This is a genomic window from Actinophytocola sp. (assembly GCF_049647105.1).
Classification (GTDB): Bacteria; Actinomycetota; Actinomycetes; order Mycobacteriales; family Pseudonocardiaceae; genus Actinophytocola.
The window spans coordinates 30,715-49,212 of record NZ_JBARWZ010000276.1; the positions used below are offsets into that span (position 1 = coordinate 30,715).

An 18,498-nucleotide genomic window follows, 5' to 3' on the forward strand; every position below is an offset into this window, starting at 1 on the left:
TGCCGCTTTTGTGGAGGCACCTGCGGTGCGATGGGGCGCAGGTGGGAAAATCGCGGACAGGACACTGCGGAAAGGGCGCTGGATGACCTGGCAGGAAGAGCTGAGGCAACTCGACAGCGCGTTAGCGGGCGGTGAGCTCGCCGCGAACGAGTACCGCAAGCGCCGGGACGAGATCCTCGCGGCAGCATCGTCCGCGCAACCACCGTCGTCGATCATCGGCCCGCCGACCGGCCCGCAGCCAGTCGTCCCGCCAGATGGCGAGACCCAGGACGACGGCGAGAACGCCGACGTCACGCAGGTCGTGAACGTCGAGAGCGCCGAGGCGGAGCAGACCCAGGTCATCGACGCCGCCACCATGGACGGCGCGACCGCCAAGGCGGGCGGCGCGAACGGTGACGTCGAGCGCACGCAGGTCGTCACCGCCGAGCACGTGCCCATGCAGGCCGCGCCGCAGCAGCCCATGTGGGCCACGCAGTTCCCCGACCCGTCCGCCCCCACCGGCGCCTTCCCGCTCCCGCCGCAGCAACTGCCAGGGCCCGCCGTCACGCCCATGGACGCGCAGGACCTGTTCACCAGCAACAAGCCACCTCGCGGCGACAGGAAGCCGTGGCTGATCGGCGTCGTGGTGCTGGTCCTGCTCGCGCTCGCGGGCGGCGCCGTGTGGCTCTTCGCGTTCAGCGGCGACGACGAGGCCCCGCAGGAGGCGGCGGACGACGGGCAGCAGCAGACCACCTCCGCCGAGGAACCGGCCCCGGAGCCGGTCGACATCATGAAGATAGAGCTGCCCGGCGAGCCCGGCCTGAACTCGGGCGGGATGGACATCAGCCGGGCCAGCGAGCTGAAGGTCATCGCGCCCGCCGAGGCGACGCTGCTCGCGGGCGCGGGCGCCGACCAGCTCGTGCACAACGGCACGACCGATGGCGACTACAGCTACCTGCTCTACTCGTTCCAGAGCGAGGACGCGAAGGCGGCAGAGGAACTGACCGCCAGCATCATCGACATCCAGGGGCAGCTCGGCTTCAAGCCGACCGAGATCGAGGGCGTACCGGACACGGTGGATGTGTCCACCGTCACCAACTCGGAGGCCTCTGGCACGCGCGGGGTGTACACCTATGGGGACACCACGATCCTGATGTTCGTGCTGCAGATTCCCGCCGGGGACGTCGACGAGATGCGCGTGCAGTTCCAACGGGCGATGACCGCGGTCACGGACGCGGCACCACCCGCGAAGTAGAACCACCCGGGCGTGTGACCGCACCCCGCACCCAATAGTCTTTCCCAGGCCACGGCGGGGCAGTGCGTCGGCGGCCATTTCATCTGGTTGGAGGGCACTTCATGTCCTGGCAAGACGAGCTCGCACAGCTCGACAGCGCATTGGCGTCCGGCCAGATCTCCGCGGACGAGTACCGCACGCGGCGCGACCGGGTGATCGCACAGGCGTCCGGTCAGAGCGCGCCTGACCAGCCACAGCAGCAGGCGGCCGAGCCGACGGCGGTGTTCCGGCCCGTGCAGCCCCCGCAGCAGCAGGGCTTCGAGAGCGGCGACCACACGCAGATCGTGTCCGGGCGGACCACGGGCGAGCACACGCAGGTGGTCGGCGCGGCCGACGCGGACAGCACCCAGATCGTGCCGAACACGCAGGCGCAGCAGCAGCGCCCGCACTTCCCGCCGCCGCAGCCGCCACCACCGTGGGAGAGCCAGCAACCGCACCCGCAGGCCATGACTCCGCCCCCGTGGGCGAACGAGGACCTGCCGCCGGAGTTCGGGCAGCAGAGCTGGCCCAGGCAGGGCCCGGAGGTCTTCGAGGAGAAGTCCCGCGGCGGTGCGGGCAAGGTCGCGGGCATCATCGTGGCGGTCGTCGTGGTGCTCGCGCTCGCGGGCGGTGCCATCTGGTTCTTCGGCTTCAAGGACAGCGGCGGCAACCAGGCCAACAACCCGACCTCGGAGCAGTCGAAGCCGAAGACCACCAAGCCGAAGCCGCCGCCCCCGGACATCCCGGAGGGCCCGTTCCTCGATCTGCCCGGCGCCAAGGTCTACAACCGGACGGTCCCGATCGCGCAGGCGGTCGCGGACGAGGTGCCCACCAAACCAGAGGCGCAGCTGCTGCAGTCCGTCGGCGTTTCCGAGGTCAGCGGCCTCGTCACCGACGTCGAGTCCGGCGTCCGCACCGGTCTGTGGGCGTTCAAGATCGGCGAGACGGCCAACCCTGCCGCCGTGCTCACGGCGATCGACCAGCACTACCAGGCGGCCAAGTACGAGCTGCTCAGCAACGAGAACGGGGTCAAGGTCCGGCGGCTGCCCGCGAGCAAGCCCGACGAGGACACCGCGTACCGCGCCCACTACCTGACCGACGACGGCTACCTGGTGCGGGTCGAGGTGTACGGCAAGGACTCGGCGAACGTCGAGGCGACGTTCAACGAGCTGCTCCCGGAACAGACCGACAAGTTCCCGCCTGCGCCGTGACGGTCTGCGCGACGATGGGCTCATGACGATCGACTACGCCGACGGCGCCGAGTCGGCGGTGCTGGCGGCCCTGCGGTCCGCACAGGATGTGAGCGCGGGGTCCACCGAGCTGTCGCGGCTTGTCGAGACCTGGGAGACGGCCTACCACTTCTCCCCCGCACGGCTCGGCCTGCTCGCGCCGCTGCGGATCGCGCCAGGGCTGCGGGTCGTGGACCTTGGCTGTGGTTCGGGCGTGCTGTCCAGGGCGCTCGGCGAGGCGGGCGCGTCGGTGCTCGGCATCGAGGGCGTGCCCGACCGGGCGGCCGCGGCGCGGGAACGCTGTCGCGACCTCGCCGACGTGCGGATCGTCCAGGACACACTGACCGACGGGCTCTCGGATGCCGGCCCGTTCGACCTCGCGCTGTTGTGCGGGGTGCTGGAGTACAACGACCCGGCGGCGCTGCTGCCAGCGGTGACCGGCGCGCTGTCCGACGACGGCGTGGTCGTGCTCGCGATCGAGAACCAGCTGGGACTGCGCTACCTACTCGGTGGCCTCGATGACCACCACGACAATTCGTGGATCGGTCTCGCGGACTTCCCTGGTGAGCAACGCGGCCCGCGCACGTGGACCCACCGGACGCTCGGCGAGCTGCTCGCGGGTGCGGGCCTCACGGCGCAGCGGTGGCTGTTCCCCTACCCGGACTACAAGCTGCCGAGGGTGGTGCTGGACGAGTCCGCGCTCCGGCAGGACCCCGAGCTGGTGGAGAAGCTGGTCCGCGACCCGCTGCAGGGCTCGTTCGGCGGCAACGACGGTGCGGTGTCCGGCCGGGCCGCGCACCGGCTCGCGATGGCCGAGGGCATGGGGGTCTCGGTCGCCCCGTCGTTCCTGGTCGTGGCGTCGAAGTCGCAGGCGGCGCTGGCGAACGTGGTCCAGCCGGGCGTCGCGTGGCTGATCAGCGGCGCGCGCAGGCCCGAGTGGCGACGGACGCGGCGGCTCGCGGACGACCAGACGCTCCAGACCATCCACAGCGGACTCGGCGTCCCGGATTCGTGGCTACGCCAGGTGCACGTGGTGACCGAGCCGCTGCACCCCGGCCGTCCGCTGGACGCGTGCCTGCTCGACGCCATGCGGGTGTGCGACCGCGACGAGCTGGCGCGCCTGTTCGTCCTGTGGCGCCGCACCTGCACCGCGCAGGCCAGGGCGCTCGACACCGCCGACCTGCCCCACCCGTTCCTGCCGCACCGCCAGGACGTGCCGGTACTGCCGCCGGACCACCTCGACGTGCACCCCGGCAACCTGATCATCGGGCCGGACGGCACGGTCACCCGCGTCGACCTGGAGTGGCACGCGGGTGACGGCGTGGACGCCGAGCTGGTGATGCTGCGGGCGCTGCTGGAGTTCGCCCGCGAGACCCTGCATGGCCACGCGCCGCACCCGTGGCCGGACCGCACCACCGTCCGGGGCATCCTCGAGGAGCTGTGCGCGCTGACCGGCCTGACCGCCGCGCTCGAGCACCGGTGGGCCGAGCTGGTGGCCGCCGAGGCCGCGCTCCAGGAGCAGGTGACCGGTCATCCGGCCGCCAGGATCGCGGCCGCCATCGACCACGACATCACCGCCGACCACGGCGAGCCGCTGTGGCAGCTCCCCGGCGGGCTGCGGCGGCTGCGTGCGTCCGACGACGCGCTCCAGCACGAGCGGGACGCCGCCCTGCTGCGCGAACAGCACCTGGCGCGCGACCTGGCCGCGCACCGCGCGCACGTCGCGGACCTGACCGAGCGCCTCGGTCAGGCCGAGCACGGGCTCGCGATGACGCGGTCCGAGATGGACCTGAAGGACGACCGCATCGGGCGCGCGTTCAACGACCTGACCTCGGCCGTCGCCGAGGCGGCGGAGGCGTGGCAGGCCAACCAGCGGACCGAGGCGGCCCGTGCCGCGCTCGACGCGGAGGCCGAGGACCTGCGCGGCCGGCTGCACCGCACGAGTGCCCGGCTGGACGCGCTGGAGAACGCGAAGCTGGTGCGGGTCGCGCAGAAGTCGCTGTGGCCCGCGGGCAGGCTGATGCGCGGGGTCCGCGACCTCGCGATCGGCAGGCCGGGCGACGAGCCGGACGGCCTGCTGCGCAGGCTCGGCCGGCAGGCACCCGGGCTGACTCGCAAGCTCGCCGGCCGGTACCGGCGCCGCGCCGAGTCCGCCCGTGAGGCGGGACTCCACTTCGACCTCCAGGTGCCGGAGACGCTGCCGGTCGGCGCGGGCCAGGTGCTGGAGCTGGACGGCTGGGTCGCGCACGCGTCGGTCGGGGTGACCGCGGTGTCCGTGCGGGCCGGTTCGCGGCACGTGCCCGGCAGCCTCGGCCACCACCGCCCTGACGTGGCCGCCGCGCTGCGGCCCGGCGGGGTGCGGGTGCCCGACGGTTGCGGCGTGTCGTTCCGGGTCCCGGTCGCGGGTGCCGACGCACCCGGCGAGCTGGCGCTGACGCTGATGGTGGAGCTGGTCGACGGCACCACGCTGACGCGGCAGCTGCCCCCCGTGACGCTGGCGCCGACCAACCTCGCACCGTCGGCCGTGCGCTGGCCATCGGACGGCCCGAAGGTCTCGATCTGCATGGCGACCTACCGGCCCGACCCGGACTTCCTCGCACACCAGCTCGACTCGATCCGCGGGCAGAAGCACACGAACTGGGTGTGCGTGATCTCCGACGACGCGTCCGGCGACGAGCACGTGGCGACGATCCGGCGCCTGATCGACGGCGACGACCGGTTCGTGGTCGTGGCCAACCCCGACAACGTCGGCTTCTACCGCAACTTCGAGCGCGCGATGACCCACATGCCCGTCGACGCCGACTTCGTCGCGTTGTCCGACCAGGACGACGTGTGGGACGCCGACAAGCTGGACACGCTGGTCGAGCGGTTCGACGACCAGGACGTCACGCTCGCGTACTCCGACATGCGCCTGATCGACGAGCACGACGAGGTGGTCGGCACGTCGTTCTGGCGGCGAAGGCACAACCAGCAGACCGACCTGGACGCGTTGCTGCTGCTCAACACCGTGACCGGCGCGTCGAGCATGGTGCGAGCGGACGTGGTCCGCGATCTCGTGCTGCCGTTCCCGCCCGGCACCCCGTCCTCGTTCCACGACCACTGGATGGCCGCGACCGCGCTCGCCGCGGGGCGCATCGAGTTCGTGGAGCGGCCGCTGTACTCCTACCGCCAGCACGGCGCGGCGGTCACCGGGCACCGCGAGGACCGGCTCGACGATGGCCTGCCGACCGGGCTTGGCTGGCTCGGCCTCGCACTCGGCGGCCGCCGGGACGACGCCGAACTGGAGGCGGTCGCGGAGTACGAGCTGCGGCGGGTCGCCCAGTACTCGACCGTGCTGCTGATGCGCAACTGGCACCGGCTCGGCCCGGAGCGGGAGAAGATCGCCGAGCTGACCCGTGTCGAGCGCGACCTGACACCGCTGGTCCGCCGCGCCCGTGCCGACCGTCCGCAGACGGCGGGCACGGAACGCAGGCTCCTGGCGGCAGCGGTGCGGTGGAAGTCGTTGCGCGGCAAGCGATTGCGCCTACCCACCCAACTCTAGGATCCACCGGACAGGATCTGGCTAGTGGCGCTTTGGCTTCTGTCCTGGGCGTGGTGCGGCTGGTTTCGGCTTGTCCTTCTCCTGCGTGGCTTCCTCGCGGTCGACCTTGGCCATGAGGAAGTGCTGCTGACCGAACGTCCACACGTTGTTGGCGAGGAAGTACAGCAGCACCCCGATCGGCACCGGGAAGAACAGCCCGGACGCCAGCATGCCGACTGGTGCGAGGTACATCATCGCCTTGCTGATGCCCGCCATCTGCGGGTTCAGCGTGGCCTGCCGCTTCAGTGACATCCGCATCGACAGGAACGTGGCCGCACCGGCGATCAGCATCAGCGGCACACCGACGGCGAGCATCCTCGGCCGGTCGGTGCCGAACGCCAGCAGGTCGGCCACCGGCTGGCTCACCCAGTTGCCGAGCATCGCGCCGAACAGGTCCGCGTTCAGGAACGAGGTCACGCCCGCCTGGTCGAAGACGTGGTTGGACGTCGCGCCGGGCGTGAAGTCACGCAGCACCCAGTACAGGCTCAGGAAAACCGGGATCTGCAGCAGTGCGGGCAGACAGCCGCCGAACGGGCTGGTGCCGTTGTCGGCGTGCAGTTTCTGGATCTCCCGCGCCATGCGCTGGCGATCCTTGCCGTACCTCTCGCGGATCTTCCGCACCTGCGGGGCGAGCTTCTGCGTGCGCCGCCCGGCCCGCAGCTGACCGAGCGCGGGCCGGATGAGCAGGGTGCGGATGGTGAAGACGAGGAACACGATGGCGAGCACCCACGCCACCCCGCTGTCGGGGCTGAGCAGGGCGCCGAAGACGGTGTGCCAGAACCAGAGAATGGCCGAGACCGGGTACAGGAAGATGTCGAACAAGGGTCGCTCCTGGAGTTCATGCGGGTACATGGGCAGGCGGGAGCGACTGCCTTACAAAAGAGAGGTCAGGCAGCCGCGCTGCCGAACCCCGGAGCTCGCGGCCGGGTGCGTCCCGGCGCGTCAGGATCGCGCAACCGCAGGAAGACGGTCAGTTTCGCGCGTTCACGCAGGCTGAGTGTGCGTACCTGTACGGGTTTCTCCAGCCGCACCGGCAGCACGACCGCGATGACCAGCGCGGCGGCGAGGCCCGCGGTCAGCGCGGTGGCCAGGCCGAGCGGGCTCGCGCCACCCACCGCGGGCAGCGCGATGAACAGGGCGGGCAGGAAGAGGGCGAGGATCAGCCTCGCCCGCATCACCACAGAAGCCCGCGCCATGCCGTCACTGTACCGATCAGACGGCGACCGGCGGTGGTACCGCGCACGCCACCAGCACGTCCCGCATGCGGCGGCGGAACTCGTCGGCCGAGAAGTGGACGCGGCAGATCTCCATCAGGCCCTGCTGCACCTCGGTCCACAGCACGGGATCGGTCAGCAGCTTGTGGCACAGGTCGACGTGCTCGGCGGGCGACGAGCCGATCAGGTGCCGGGCCGTCCACCCGAGGTGCAGGCCCTCGCCGCCGACCGGGGTCGTCACGAACGGCAGCCCGGCCGCCATCGAGTCCACGAACTTGATCTTCACGCCCGCGCCGTACCGCATCGGCACCACGTGCAGCAGCGCCGACTCCAGCAGCGGCCGAGGGTCGGGCACCTTGCCGACCACCTCGATCGCGGGGCCGTCCAGCGCCAGCACCGCTGGCGACGGGTCCGCGCCGACGACCCGCATCCGCAGGTCGGGGTGCCGCGTCCGCAGCGGTGGCAGCACCTCGCCGGCCAGCTCCAGCACGGCGAACTCGTTGGGGGTGCGCGGCGTCGAGTCGAAACCGCCGAAGAACACGATGTCCCGCCGGGCCTCGAAGCCGGGCACCTCGTCCGGCACGAACACGGGGTAGCACGCGACGTGCACCGAGGAACCCGGCGCGACGCGACGCGCCCAGTGGGCCTCCTCCTCGCTCACGCACACCGCGACGTCGGCCCACGTGAACGCGTCGACCTCCTGCTGCCGCAACAGGTCCGCCTGCACCGCCCACGACCTGCGGTCCCGCGCGTCGTCGGCGGTGCCGAAGTGTTGTTCCGGGCGCCGGTGGAACAACGCCTCCGCGTCGTACACCTTCACGGCCTGCGGCTGGGCGTCGGCGATCGGCTTGCCGTAGCCGACGTAGTTGTGCGGCCGGAACACGACGATCACGTCGTACAGCCCGGCGCGTTCGCGGGACCAGCGGCCTGGATCGCCGACGCCGTACACGACCTCGATGCCGCGTGCCGCGAGCGCGGGCGCCACCTGCTCGGCCCGCTCAGGCGACACCGCGAAGAACGTGACGCGCGCACGGGGATCGGCCTCCCGCCAGGCGTTGACCACGGCCATCGTGCGGCCGTCGCCGCGACCGCGGTCCGGCTGCGGCACGCGGTCGTCGATCAGCAGCACCCGGTACGGCGCGATCTGGTCGCGCAGCCACCACGTGCGGTGCGGGTGCTCGTCGAGCCCGACCACCGGCGCGCGCCGGGCCAGCTCGTCGGTCCAGCGCCTGGTGAACGTGGTGTGGTTGAGCCGCATCAGCTCGTTCGCGCGTGCCGACGAGCTGCTGCCGTGACGTTCGTGCACGACGGTCGACGCCGGCTCGACCCACGTCTGCCAGCCGTGCGCCTTCAGCGACAGCATCAGGTCGACGTCCTCGAAGTACGCGATCTCGTACTCCGGGGAGAACCCGCCTGCCTGCAGGAACGCCTTGCGGCGCATGACAAGGCAGGCGGCGGAGGCGAAGTCGACCTCGCGGACGAACAGTGGGCCATCATCGATGGCGCGGCACCAGCCGTCGCCGCCGATCACGCTGCCCGCCTCCTGGACGCTGCCATCCGGGTTGAGCAGCACCGGTGACACGGCGGCGGCTTCCTGCCTCGTGTCGAGGAACGCCAGCAGCGGGTCCAGCCAGCCGTCGGTGACCTCGATGTCGGCGTTGAGGAAGCACAGGAACTCCGTATCCGCGTGCCGCACGGCGAGGTTGCCGCCAGCACCGAAACCGAGGTTCTCGGACATCCGCAGCACGGTCGCGCCGGTCAGGTTCTGCTCGAGCCACTCACCGGTGCCATCCGGCGATGCGCTGTCGGCGACGATCACCCGGTACGGCTGGGAGGTGTGTTCGGCGAGCAACTCCAGGCACCGCACCACCAGCTCGCGCCCGCCGTAGGACACGAGCACGAAGGTGATCCTGGGCGTCATCCCCGCGCCTTCCCGTACGCGTCGCGCAGCGGCCGCGTCCAGCGCACCAGTTTCGTGCCCTGCCAGGCGGACAGTTCGCTCTCGACGTGCGCGAGCCGCGCGGCCATCTCCTCGTTCTGCCTGGCCAGCTCGTGGTTGCGGGCTCGAAGCCCGGCCGCATCGTCGAGGGCCGCGTCCCGCTCCCGCCAGATTTCCGCGAGCGGCTCGGCGAGGCGCTGCCGCTCGACGAACATCCGCTGCCGCAGCAGCAAGTGCGCCTGCCGCAGCGCGTGGTTCTCCTCGGCCAGCACGGCGGCCCGGGAATCCAGGTCGGCGCCCCGCTCCGCCAGCGTCTTCTCCGCGAGGTCCGCGACCCGGTCCAGACCGGCCCGCAGCTCGCTCACCGACCCGCGCGGCGCGGGCCCGTCGCACGGCACACCGAGCCACGCGCACACGGCCGTGACGTGCTCGTCGTCGGTGGTCACCGACTTCGCGCCGGACAGGATCGCGAACCGGTCCTCGAACACGGCATCGGCGGGCAGCTCGGACACGTCGTAGTCGCCGTCGGGCAGCTCACCGAGCTGGCGCAGCTGGGCGACCCGCGTCGGCAGCGTGGCCTTGTCGACAACGCGGTCCGGCAGGAGCGCCGGGTCGGCCTCGGCGACGAACCCGGCCCGCGCGGCGAGCGCCGAAGGCACGTCCCGCACCGCGAACGGCACCACCGGGTGCGCGGAGTCGAGACGGGTGGCGAGGTCGAGGGTGAACGGGTCGTCGGAGCACACGACGGTGAGCGTCGCGGCCGCGGCGAGTTCGCCGGGCGAGCGGTCACGCAGCGGTTCGGTGACGAGACCCCCGTCCGCCACGGCCGGGCGATGCCAGCCGTCCGGTGAGCAGAGAGTAATTCGCCAGCCGGGCAGCCGCGCGAGCAGCTCCTGCTGGATCACCCGTCCGAGTAGCTGGTCTCCGAGGCCGGGCTGGTCGGCCGATGTCCAGATCGCGACCGCGCCCACCCCGGTACTTGGTGCTGGCACGGCGAGACTGTACCCATCCCGGAACCCCTGCCGATACCGACCGTGTTCAGCCAATCGAGCCAGCCTCCTTCGGCGTGTCCCACGTCACGTTCCGCACACATAATTGTCGGTGGGTCCCGGCAGAATCGTGGCGGTGAGCGAGCAGACGCGAGAGTTCTGGGACGCACAGGCGGACACCTTCGACGAGCAGCCCGATCATGGCTTGCGGGATCCGGACGTCCGGGCGGCGTGGGCGGACGTGCTGCTGCCGCTGATGCCGACGGCACCGGCCTCAGTGGTTGATCTTGGCTGCGGGACGGGCAGCCTTGCCGTGCTGCTGGCGCGGGCCGGACACGTGGTGCGGGGCCTTGACCTGTCCGCCCGAATGATCGACGCCGCGGGAAGGAAGGCCCTGGCCGCCGGCGTGCCCGCGGAGTTCCGGCAGGGTGATGCCGCCGTTCCGCCCTATCCCCCGGCGTCGTGTGACGTCGTGCTGGCACGGCACGTGCTGTGGGCGCTGCCCGATCCGGGCGCCGCGCTGGACAGGTGGGTGGAACTTCTTCGACCCGGCGGACGCCTGGTGCTCATCGAGGGCCGCTGGTTCACCGGAGCCGGACTCACGGCGGCCGACTGCCAGGCCCTGGTGCTCGGCCGGCGCCAGGAGGCCATCGTCCGACGGCTCGACGACGCCGCGTTGTGGGGCAGCCGCATCGAGGACGAGCGGTACCTGCTGATCAGCGCGACGTGACGTCAGCTCCGCCGGAACAGGGCCGTCCACAGGAACGGCATTCCGAAAAGCGCGGACTCGGGCGGCTCCTCGGTCATCCGCCGCAGCTCGATCTCGGTCAGGTCCGCGAAGATCCACCGCAGCGACTCGGGTGAGTACCCGACGCCGCCGCCGAGGCTGGCCTGGCGGTACAGCTCCTCGTCCGGCACCTCCGACCCCATCGACCCCGCCGCGAAGCAGGCGAGCGCGAAGTGTCCGCCCGGCTTCAGGCACCGGCCGAGCAGCGCGAGGTAGCTGACCCGCCGGTGCGGCGGCAGGTGATGGAAGCATCCGGAGTCGTAGACCAGGTCGTACTCACCCAGTTCGAGCGAGAACGCGTCGCCGCACAGGAACCGGACGTCGGCTTCCCTGGCACGTTCCCTCGCCCACGACACCGCTGCCGACGACAGGTCGACCGCGTCGACCGTGAACCCGGCCGCCGCCAGGTGCAGCGCGTTGCGACCGGGCCCGCACCCGAGGTCGAGTGCCCGCCCCGGCGTGACCAGCCCTCGGTCGAGGTAGGACACGAGGTTCTCGTCCGGCTTTGCCGCGAAGAACGGCACCGGCTTGTCGCGGTCGGCGTAGAAGTCGTCCCACCTGGCCGCGCTGTGCTCCGTGAACAGGCCGTCGAGGAGGACCAGCACGTCCTCGACCGACCGGACGTGCCGGTCGGTCACGGGGCCAGGTCGATGTGCACTCCGGTCAGTTCCTCCGAGATGTCCCACAGCCGTTTCCCCAGCTCACGGTCGCGTGCCTCGTCGAGCGGTTCGACGAGCGTCGGGAAGCCCTTGCTCTCGTTGCGGCCGTCCGGTCCCCAGAACTGGCCGCTCTCCACGTCCGCGCCCGCCGCCGCGTAGATCTGCGGCAGCGCGCCGATCGCGACCTCCTGCGCCATGATGCGGTTGGTCACCTTCATGATCAGCTTGCCGACGCCGGTCGGGCCGGTGGACTGCAGGTTCGTCGCCGCGTAGCCGGGGTGCGCGAGCACGCTGCGCAGCCCGAACCCGGCCGTGCGCAGCCGACGGTGCAGCTCCAGGGCGAACACCACGTTCGCGAGCTTGGACTGCGAGTAGTACTTGATGCGGTGGTAGCCGTGCTCGCCCTGCAGGTCCTCGAAGTGGATGCGCCCACGCTTGTGCAGACCCGAGCTGACCGTCACCACGCGCGGGTCCCGGCCGGCCAGCAGCGTGTTGAACAACAGGATCGTGAGCGCGAAGTGCGCCAGGTGGTTGACACCGAACTGCTGCTCGTAGCCCTGTTCGGTGAGGGTCCTCGGCGGCATCATCACGCCTGCGTTGTTGACCAGCACGTCCACGTGCTCGACCCCGGCGGCGAACTCCCGCACCGAGTCAAGATCGGCGAGGTCGAGGTGCCGCAGGTCGAACCGGCCGTCCGGCTGTTCGGCGCGCAGTTTCTCGACCGCGGCCGCGCCCTTCTCGGTGTCCCGCGCCGCCATGATCACCGTGGCGCCCCGCGCGCCGAGTGCCCGTGCGGTCTCCAGTCCGAGTCCGCTGTTCGCCCCCGTCACCACGAAAACGCGTCCGACCTGGCTCGAGATGTGGTCGGCGAGCCAGTCCGCCGCCGACGGCTTGTCCACCTCAGATGCCTTGCTCATGCTGCACAGCCTGCCTCACGGAACCGGTCACGTGGGATCGGACGGCGGATTACCGATGTGTCCAATGTCAATGCCAACCCGATTGGCAGCTGGATCGGAAGCGACACCGTCAGTAGCCTGTCGCCGTGGAACTCCGTCACCTGGGAGAATCTGGTCTCGTTGTCAGCGCCGTCGGCCTCGGCTGCAACAACCTGGGCCGCCCGGGAACGGCAGCGGAGTCGCTGGCCGGCTCCCGTGCGCTCCTCGCCGCCGCGGTCGATGCCGGGATCAACTTCTTCGACGTCGCCGACGTGTACGGCGCGCCGCGCGGCCGCAGCGAGGAACTGCTCGGCCAGGCACTGTCCGGCCGCCGCGACAACGCGGTGATCGCGACGAAGTTCGGCGTCGACATGCAGGGCGGCAACGGCCCGGACTTCGGCGCCCGCGGCTCGCGGCGGTACGTGAAGCGTGCGGTCGAGGCGTCGCTGCGCAGGCTCGGCACCGACTGGATCGACCTGTACCAGCTGCACCGCGCCGACCCGACCACCCCGATCGAGGAGACGCTGTCCGCGCTGGACGACCTCGTGCGCGAGGGCCTGATCAGGTACGCGGGCGTGTGCAACCTCGCGGGCTGGCAGGTCGCGGACACCGTGTGGCTGTCCCGCACCAACCGCTGGTCGGGCATCGTCGCCGCCGAGAACCACTACTCCCTGCTGGAACGCGAGGCGGAGCGGGACATCATCCCGGCGTGCCAGCGGTTCCTGCTCGGGCTGCTGCCGTACTTTCCGCTGGCCAACGGCCTGCTGACCGGCAAGTACCACCGCGAAACCGACCCGCCGTCCAACGCGCGGCTCGCGGGCCGCGCCCGCCTGCTGGCCGAGGCGCCGTGGGACCGCATCGAGAAGCTGCGCGCGTTCGCCGAGGAGCGCGGCCTGCCGATGGCGACGGTCGCCATCGGCTGGCTGGCCGCGCAGAAAACGGTTGGCTCGGTGATCGCCGGTGCCACCACGCCGGACCAGGTGATCGCGAACGCCGCCGCGACGCAGTGGCACCCGAGCGACGACGACCTGCTGGTCCTCGACGAGATCTGCCCGCCGGGCAGGCGATGACTAGTGTCCCGCGCCGGAAATCTGGCACCTGATTCGACGGCCCAGCTTCCTGCTGGCGGCGTTGCTGGTCCACCCAAGTACGGGTCCAGTACGAGGGCGAACCGGCGCCTTGCCAGCAGAAACCTGGATCCGCCGACTCAGGCACCGAATTTCCGGCGCGAGACACTAGCGAGGCGCCATCCGCAGCGCGCCGTCGAGGCGGATGACCTCGCCGTTCAGGTAGTCCTGCGCGATGATCGACAGCGCGAGGTTCGCGAACTCCTCCGGGTTGCCGAGGCGCTTCGGGAACGGCACCCCGGCGGCGAGGGTCGCGCGGAACTCGTCGCTGACCGTCGCGAGCATCGGGGTGTCGATGATGCCCGGCGCGATGGTGCAGACGCGGATGCCGGATGACGCGAGGTCACGGGCCGCTGGCAGGTTCAGCCCGATGACCCCGCCCTTGGACGCGGCGTAGGCGGCCTGCCCGATCTGCCCGTCGAACGCCGCGATGGAGGCCGTGTTGATCACGACGCCGCGCTGGCCGTGCTCGTCGGCCTCGCTCTTGGCGATCTCCTGCGCGGCGAGGGTGACCACGTTGAACGTGCCGATCAGGTTGATCTCCACGACCTTCTTGAACAGCGCGAGGTCGTGCGGCCCCTTCTTGGACAGGATCCGCGCCGACGGCCCGATGCCCGCGCAGTTCACGACGGTCCGCAGCGGCCCGTGCCCCGCGGCCGCGTCGACGGCGGACTGCACCTGGTCGGGCTCGGTCACGTCGGCCCCGACGTAGGTGACCCCGGCGACCTCTGGCGCTTTGTCGATGGCGGCAGGCAGGTCGATGGCGAACACACGGGCGCCCTGGTCGGCCAGTGCTTTGGCGGTCGCGCCGCCGAGCCCGGAAGCGCCCCCCGTCACGATGGCGGAAGTGTCACTGATCAGCATGCCGACAGGTTAACGCTCGATCACTCCAGCCATCCTGGTCCCGTCCGTGGCGCCGCATCATGCCGACCGGCCGGAACCCGACCGCGGCCGGTTCCGGCTAGCCCTTGTCGTCCGAGTGACGTTGTGTCATGTGTAGCAGGATCACCAGCGGGATGGCGGCGAGCAGTGCGAGCCCGACGAAGAGGCCGGCGGCGGCGAAGAGTTCCATGACATCAAGCCTGGTAGGCGGGCCGCTGCACGCGCGTCCGCCATGCGGGGTGATCTGCCACCCGTCCGGGGGATACGTCGGATCACCGTGTGCTACAAATCACCAACGTATGGCACCTCGTACACGGTGGGTGACGACATCCAGCGCCGCAACGCATGCGTGGCCCGGACATCGTCCTCGTTGTACTCGAGCAGCCGCGTCCGCTGACCGTCGTCCGGGCGGGCGCCGTCCATGCCGACGGCGTCGCGGTACCAGCGCATGCTGTTCTCGCCGCTCGCCTCCTTGTCGCGCCATGTGAAGCCCGCCGCGGGCGCGATCGTCTTCAGCCCCTTGCCACGTGAGCACAGGAAGTGGTCGCGCACGCTGCCGAACAGGTCGAACCACGCTTCGGACGTGATGAACGCCTGCACCTGCCCGGTCGTCGGGATGCCCGGCTTGCCCGCGAAGCGCTTCGCGGACGACAGGAGCCACCGGTTCTCGGCCAGTTCGTTGTAGCAGTAGGCCCGGAAACTCAGCCCTCGTGCACGCGCACGGAGCCGCACGACCATGAGCCACTGCCAGAACTCGGCGAACGACCTCGCCTCGTCGTCGGTCGGCAACGGCTCCCACGTCGCGAACGCCCGGTAGCCCGCCGGTTCGCCCACGTCGGCGCCGCTCAGCAACGCACCCCACAGGTACGCACCGGAGTCACCGAAGCTTTCCATGTCGACGTCGACCTCGACCTCGGCACGCGGCACGTGGATGCGGGGCACCCTGCGCACGACGGTCAGGTCCGCGAGCCACGCCTTCGCGAGGCCCACCGCGTCGGACATCGGCATGCCGGTCGGCGGCAGCGACTCGTCGTCCGGGTCGAGCACAGCCAGGTCGTCGACCGTCCGCACGCCCGCGGTACGCAGGCTCGCGGCCTCCTCGCCACGCACGACCAGGCTCACGTCCCTGGTGCGCTGCAGCTCCACCTGGCAGATCGGCCACCACGGGCACGAGCGGCACTCGACGATCCGTGACGGCTGTGCCAGCGCATCAGCACCGGTCGCGGCCGCGTTCGCCACGGCGATCCGGTCGGCGAACCTGGCGTCGTACTCGGCGAGCGCGTCCCGGCCGCCGGGCCAGGTCGGCGCCTCCAGGTCGTGCCACACGACGGCGTCGCCGTCGAGTCCGACCACCCCGGCGATCGCGGGGCCGGGTGCGGCGCGCCCACACGCCTCCAGCAGCCGGTAGGTGTGCGCGAGACGCAGCACGTCCCTGGGCTGCGGGCGCACGCGGCGCCGCCTGTCCTGGCGCCTGGCGTCCGGCCAGGGCTTCGACAGCGGTGAGGTCTGCGCGCCCGACCCCGGATCGCTCACCTTGTGCCGCACCACGAGTACCGGCACGTACCCGCCGTCGACCGCGACCAGCAGATCGATATGGCCTTTTCGGCCACCCGCCACATCCCGCGGCAGCTGGGCGGCCCAGATGAACCGGGCGCCCTCCGCCATCGCGTCCAGCGTCATCCGCTCGCGGTCGCTCGCGCGCACCTCGGGTCCGCGCGGGATCTCCGTCCAGCCCGGGCCGACCAGGCCCGCGATCTCGTCGGCGATCGAGCGACGGTGCGCGGCCGCGTCGGCCTTGCGCTGCTCGCCCGTCGGATCGGGCGGCGCGGTGGGTGCGTCGGCCATCGTCGGGTCGTGCTCGAGATGCACCCGACGGCGGCAGCGGTTCACCACGCCCGAGTCGAGTAGCACCGATGTCGTCACGGTACGCAGTCTAGGCGGGACCACCGACAGAACCTGGCGGGCAGCGGGTGCCGGGGCTGGTCAGCACCGATAAGTTCATGCCATGGCACTGAGGAAGCGCAAGTCCGCCGACGGTGACGCCGAGTCGAGGTTCACGCCGAAGAACGCGAAGAACGTCCTCGCCGTCGCCAAGATCATCGGACCTGCCCTGATCCCCGTGGTCGCACCGCACGTACTGCGTGGGCTCGGCGAGGTGCGCGACCGGTACGACCGTGGCCGCGCCCGGCGCCTCGGCGTGCCCATCGAGGAGCTCGCGCGTTTCTCCGGCCGCGGCGGCGCGCTGCACGCGCGGATCTCCGGTGCCGCCGCCGCCATCACCGAGCTGCGGGAGCGCCAGGACGCCACGGCGGACGACAGGACGTTCGCCGACCGGGGCGAGACGACCCTGCGCCAGCTGGCCGCCGCGGTCAGGGCCGCCGAGCGGATGCCGACCGCCCGCCGCAAGGCCGCGCACAAGGCCGCGTCGACCGAGCTGGACCAGCTGGAAGAGCGCCTCCTGAACCGACTGGGCGTCTGACTCCGGCCCACTTACAAAACCCGAACATTTCCCTGTCCTTCTGCTCACCTCGGCCCGCCAAAGTGGGTCCCATGCACAAACTCCTCACCACCACAGCACTCGCCGTCGGCCTCGTACTCGCCGGCGCCGCGACGGCGACCGCGCAGACCGACCCGTCCGAGCCGGTCACGATCACGCTCAGCCCCGAGCAGGTGCAGAACCTCTGCGAGAAGCGCGTGCCCAGGATCGAGAAGCGCGCGGGCAGGCTGCTCGAACGGATCAACGGCGGCGCCGAGGTCCGCGGCTCCGCCGAGTGGTTGCGCACACGCGCGGCCACGGAACGCGAAGCGGGCCGCGAGACGAGCGCCCAGTTACTGGAGGAGCGAGCCGACCGCCGCGCAGGCCGCGTCGACGACCTGACCAAGGCCAAGCAGTGGGCCGCCGACTTCCGCACCGCGCACTGCGAGTCGAAGTGAGGCGGCTGGCCTGCGCGCTCGTCCTGTTGCCGGTCCTGGTGCTCGGCGCGGGCTGCCGGGGCGAAGGCGCACCCGGCGGGTCCGGTGTGGACCAGCAGGTCAACGACGTCGAATCCACGTTGGACGCGATCGAGTCAGAAATGGCCGGCGACTGAATGAGTGCTATACAAAGCCATGCCTGAGGAGGGCCGGGGGCTCGTGCTGGTCGTCGAGGACGACCCGGCCATCGCCGACCTCGTGCAGCGGTACCTGCTGCGGGAGGGCTTCGGCGTGCACGTCGAGAAGGACGGCGCGGAAGCACTGGCAGCGGTACGCAGAATGCGCCCGGCGGCGGTGGTCCTGGACGTCGGGCTGCCCACCATGGACGGCATCGAGATCTGCCGGACACTGCGCGCGGACGGCGACTGGACCCCGGTCCTGTTCGTCACGGCCCGCGACGACGAGGTGGACCGCGTCCTGGGCCTGGAACTGGGCGGCGACGACTACGTGACGAAGCCGTTCAGCCCACGCGAACTGGTGGCCAGGGTCCGCACCGTCCTGCGAAGAGGCCCGACCGCAACGGAGGTGCTGGAGCTGGGCAGCACCCGCATCGACCTGACCCAACGCAAGGCATGGGCGAACGACGTGGAGATCTCGCTGACCTCCACCGAGTTCGACCTGCTGGCCCAACTGATGCGCCGCCCGAAGCACGTCTTCGAAAGGCGTCAGCTCCTCAGCACGGTGTGGGGCTACTCGGTGACAGGCACCAGAACCGTGGACGTCCACGTGGCCCAACTGAGAGCCAAACTCGGCACGGCAAGCCCCATCCGCACCGTAAGAGGCATCGGCTACGCCGCGGACCCACCATGACCGGCCCAGCGGACCCAAGCCCAGAGACACCAACGAGCGAGACACCGGCCGAACGCCTCGAAGCCCCGGCGAAGGCAGAGCAGAGGGAGGAAGCAGAACAAGACAGGGCCGAGCAGGCCGAG

17 protein-coding genes are annotated in these 18,498 nt (G+C 71.1%); 9 read left to right on the plus strand and 8 right to left on the minus strand.

The annotated features are described in order from the left end of the window. The first annotated feature begins 82 nt into the window (after positions 1 to 82). The 3 genes from WBA97_RS32380 to WBA97_RS32390 all read left to right on the plus strand — a co-directional run bounded on the left by WBA97_RS32380 (position 83) and on the right by WBA97_RS32390 (position 6,022). Positions 83 to 1,234, plus strand: a complete 1,152-nt coding sequence (locus WBA97_RS32380; RefSeq protein WP_424234773.1) for a hypothetical protein — start codon at positions 83 to 85, stop codon at positions 1,232 to 1,234. 101 nt (positions 1,235 to 1,335) lie between these two features. After that, positions 1,336 to 2,463, plus strand: coding sequence for an SHOCT domain-containing protein (locus tag WBA97_RS32385; RefSeq protein ID WP_424234774.1), 1,128 nt, complete (start codon positions 1,336 to 1,338; stop codon positions 2,461 to 2,463). A 22-nt stretch (positions 2,464 to 2,485) separates the two neighbouring features. After that, complete coding sequence (locus tag WBA97_RS32390; RefSeq protein WP_424234775.1) at positions 2,486 to 6,022, plus strand: glycosyltransferase; 3,537 nt, start codon at positions 2,486 to 2,488, stop codon at positions 6,020 to 6,022. 21 nt (positions 6,023 to 6,043) lie between these two features. On the opposite strand, the gene yidC is transcribed toward WBA97_RS32390, so the two are convergent. From yidC to WBA97_RS32410, 4 genes are all read right to left on the minus strand, one after another. After that, a complete protein-coding gene (yidC, locus tag WBA97_RS32395) occupies positions 6,044 to 6,883 on the minus strand; it encodes a membrane protein insertase YidC (RefSeq protein WP_424234776.1) in 840 nt (279 codons plus the stop codon). Between the two features lie 65 nt (positions 6,884 to 6,948). Next, a complete protein-coding gene (locus WBA97_RS32400) occupies positions 6,949 to 7,257 on the minus strand; it encodes a DUF6412 domain-containing protein (protein ID WP_424234777.1) in 309 nt (102 codons plus the stop codon). A 16-nt stretch (positions 7,258 to 7,273) separates the two neighbouring features. Continuing rightward, positions 7,274 to 9,196, minus strand: coding sequence for a glycosyltransferase (locus tag WBA97_RS32405; RefSeq protein WP_424234778.1), 1,923 nt, complete (start codon positions 9,194 to 9,196; stop codon positions 7,274 to 7,276). Continuing rightward, on the minus strand, positions 9,193 to 10,206 hold the full coding sequence (locus WBA97_RS32410; protein WP_424234779.1) for a hypothetical protein: 1,014 nt from the start codon (positions 10,204 to 10,206) through the stop codon (positions 9,193 to 9,195). Before WBA97_RS32410 ends, WBA97_RS32405 begins: the two co-directional genes overlap by 4 nt. 133 nt (positions 10,207 to 10,339) lie before the next feature. On the opposite strand from WBA97_RS32410, the gene WBA97_RS32415 reads away from it, so the two are divergent. Further along, the gene (locus WBA97_RS32415; RefSeq protein WP_424234780.1) at positions 10,340 to 10,933 is read left to right on the plus strand and encodes a class I SAM-dependent methyltransferase; all 594 of its coding nucleotides are present in this window, start codon (positions 10,340 to 10,342) and stop codon (positions 10,931 to 10,933) included. Positions 10,934 to 10,935: 2 nt separating this feature from the next. Here WBA97_RS32415 and WBA97_RS32420 read toward each other — a convergent pair whose 3' ends face one another. Further along, complete coding sequence (locus tag WBA97_RS32420; RefSeq protein WP_424234781.1) at positions 10,936 to 11,628, minus strand: class I SAM-dependent methyltransferase; 693 nt, start codon at positions 11,626 to 11,628, stop codon at positions 10,936 to 10,938. Further along, complete coding sequence (locus WBA97_RS32425; protein WP_424234782.1) at positions 11,625 to 12,566, minus strand: oxidoreductase; 942 nt, start codon at positions 12,564 to 12,566, stop codon at positions 11,625 to 11,627. The genes WBA97_RS32420 and WBA97_RS32425 overlap by 4 nt, the downstream gene beginning before the upstream one ends. Before the next feature lie 125 nt (positions 12,567 to 12,691). Between WBA97_RS32425 and WBA97_RS32430 the strand changes: the two genes are divergently transcribed. After that, positions 12,692 to 13,654: an aldo/keto reductase gene (locus tag WBA97_RS32430; RefSeq protein ID WP_424234783.1), complete on the plus strand. Its 963-nt coding sequence runs from the start codon at positions 12,692 to 12,694 to the stop codon at positions 13,652 to 13,654. A 165-nt stretch (positions 13,655 to 13,819) separates the two neighbouring features. Here the strand turns inward: WBA97_RS32430 and WBA97_RS32435 are convergent, their stop codons facing one another. Continuing rightward, positions 13,820 to 14,575, minus strand: coding sequence for an SDR family NAD(P)-dependent oxidoreductase (locus WBA97_RS32435; protein WP_424234784.1), 756 nt, complete (start codon positions 14,573 to 14,575; stop codon positions 13,820 to 13,822). 300 nt (positions 14,576 to 14,875) lie between these two features. After that, complete coding sequence (locus WBA97_RS32440) at positions 14,876 to 16,516, minus strand: TM0106 family RecB-like putative nuclease (RefSeq protein ID WP_424234785.1); 1,641 nt, start codon at positions 16,514 to 16,516, stop codon at positions 14,876 to 14,878. An 82-nt stretch (positions 16,517 to 16,598) separates the two neighbouring features. Between WBA97_RS32440 and WBA97_RS32445 the strand changes: the two genes are divergently transcribed. The 4 genes from WBA97_RS32445 to WBA97_RS32460 all read left to right on the plus strand — a co-directional run bounded on the left by WBA97_RS32445 (position 16,599) and on the right by WBA97_RS32460 (position 18,376). Beyond that, positions 16,599 to 17,072 (plus strand): DUF6474 family protein, encoded by a 474-nt coding sequence (locus WBA97_RS32445; protein WP_424234786.1) that lies wholly within the window; start codon positions 16,599 to 16,601, stop codon positions 17,070 to 17,072. Positions 17,073 to 17,143: 71 nt separating this feature from the next. Next, positions 17,144 to 17,527 carry a hypothetical protein gene (locus WBA97_RS32450; protein ID WP_424234787.1) on the plus strand — a complete coding sequence of 128 codons (384 nt, stop codon included), beginning with the start codon at positions 17,144 to 17,146 and terminating at the stop codon, positions 17,525 to 17,527. Continuing rightward, positions 17,524 to 17,682 carry a hypothetical protein gene (locus tag WBA97_RS32455; protein WP_424234788.1) on the plus strand — a complete coding sequence of 53 codons (159 nt, stop codon included), beginning with the start codon at positions 17,524 to 17,526 and terminating at the stop codon, positions 17,680 to 17,682. The genes WBA97_RS32450 and WBA97_RS32455 overlap by 4 nt, the downstream gene beginning before the upstream one ends. A gap of 19 nt (positions 17,683 to 17,701) precedes the next feature. Continuing rightward, a complete protein-coding gene (locus WBA97_RS32460) occupies positions 17,702 to 18,376 on the plus strand; it encodes a response regulator transcription factor (RefSeq protein ID WP_424234789.1) in 675 nt (224 codons plus the stop codon). Positions 18,377 to 18,498 lie beyond the last annotated feature (122 nt).

Excerpts from the sequence above, each read along its gene's own strand:
- WBA97_RS32405 (WP_424234778.1), bottom strand. The coding sequence starts at position 9,196 with ATGACGCCCAGGATCACCTTCGTGCTCGTGTCCTACGGCGGGCGCGAG.
- WBA97_RS32460 (WP_424234789.1), top strand. The coding sequence starts at position 17,702 with ATGCCTGAGGAGGGCCGGGGGCTCGTGCTGGTCGTCGAGGACGACCCG.
- WBA97_RS32380 (WP_424234773.1), top strand. The coding sequence starts at position 83 with ATGACCTGGCAGGAAGAGCTGAGGCAACTCGACAGCGCGTTAGCGGGC.
- WBA97_RS32450 (WP_424234787.1), top strand. The coding sequence starts at position 17,144 with ATGCACAAACTCCTCACCACCACAGCACTCGCCGTCGGCCTCGTACTC.
- WBA97_RS32385 (WP_424234774.1), top strand. The coding sequence starts at position 1,336 with ATGTCCTGGCAAGACGAGCTCGCACAGCTCGACAGCGCATTGGCGTCC.
- WBA97_RS32435 (WP_424234784.1), bottom strand. The coding sequence starts at position 14,575 with ATGCTGATCAGTGACACTTCCGCCATCGTGACGGGGGGCGCTTCCGGG.
- WBA97_RS32425 (WP_424234782.1), bottom strand. The coding sequence starts at position 12,566 with ATGAGCAAGGCATCTGAGGTGGACAAGCCGTCGGCGGCGGACTGGCTC.
- WBA97_RS32445 (WP_424234786.1), top strand. The coding sequence starts at position 16,599 with ATGGCACTGAGGAAGCGCAAGTCCGCCGACGGTGACGCCGAGTCGAGG.
- WBA97_RS32400 (WP_424234777.1), bottom strand. The coding sequence starts at position 7,257 with ATGGCGCGGGCTTCTGTGGTGATGCGGGCGAGGCTGATCCTCGCCCTC.
- WBA97_RS32390 (WP_424234775.1), top strand. The coding sequence starts at position 2,486 with ATGACGATCGACTACGCCGACGGCGCCGAGTCGGCGGTGCTGGCGGCC.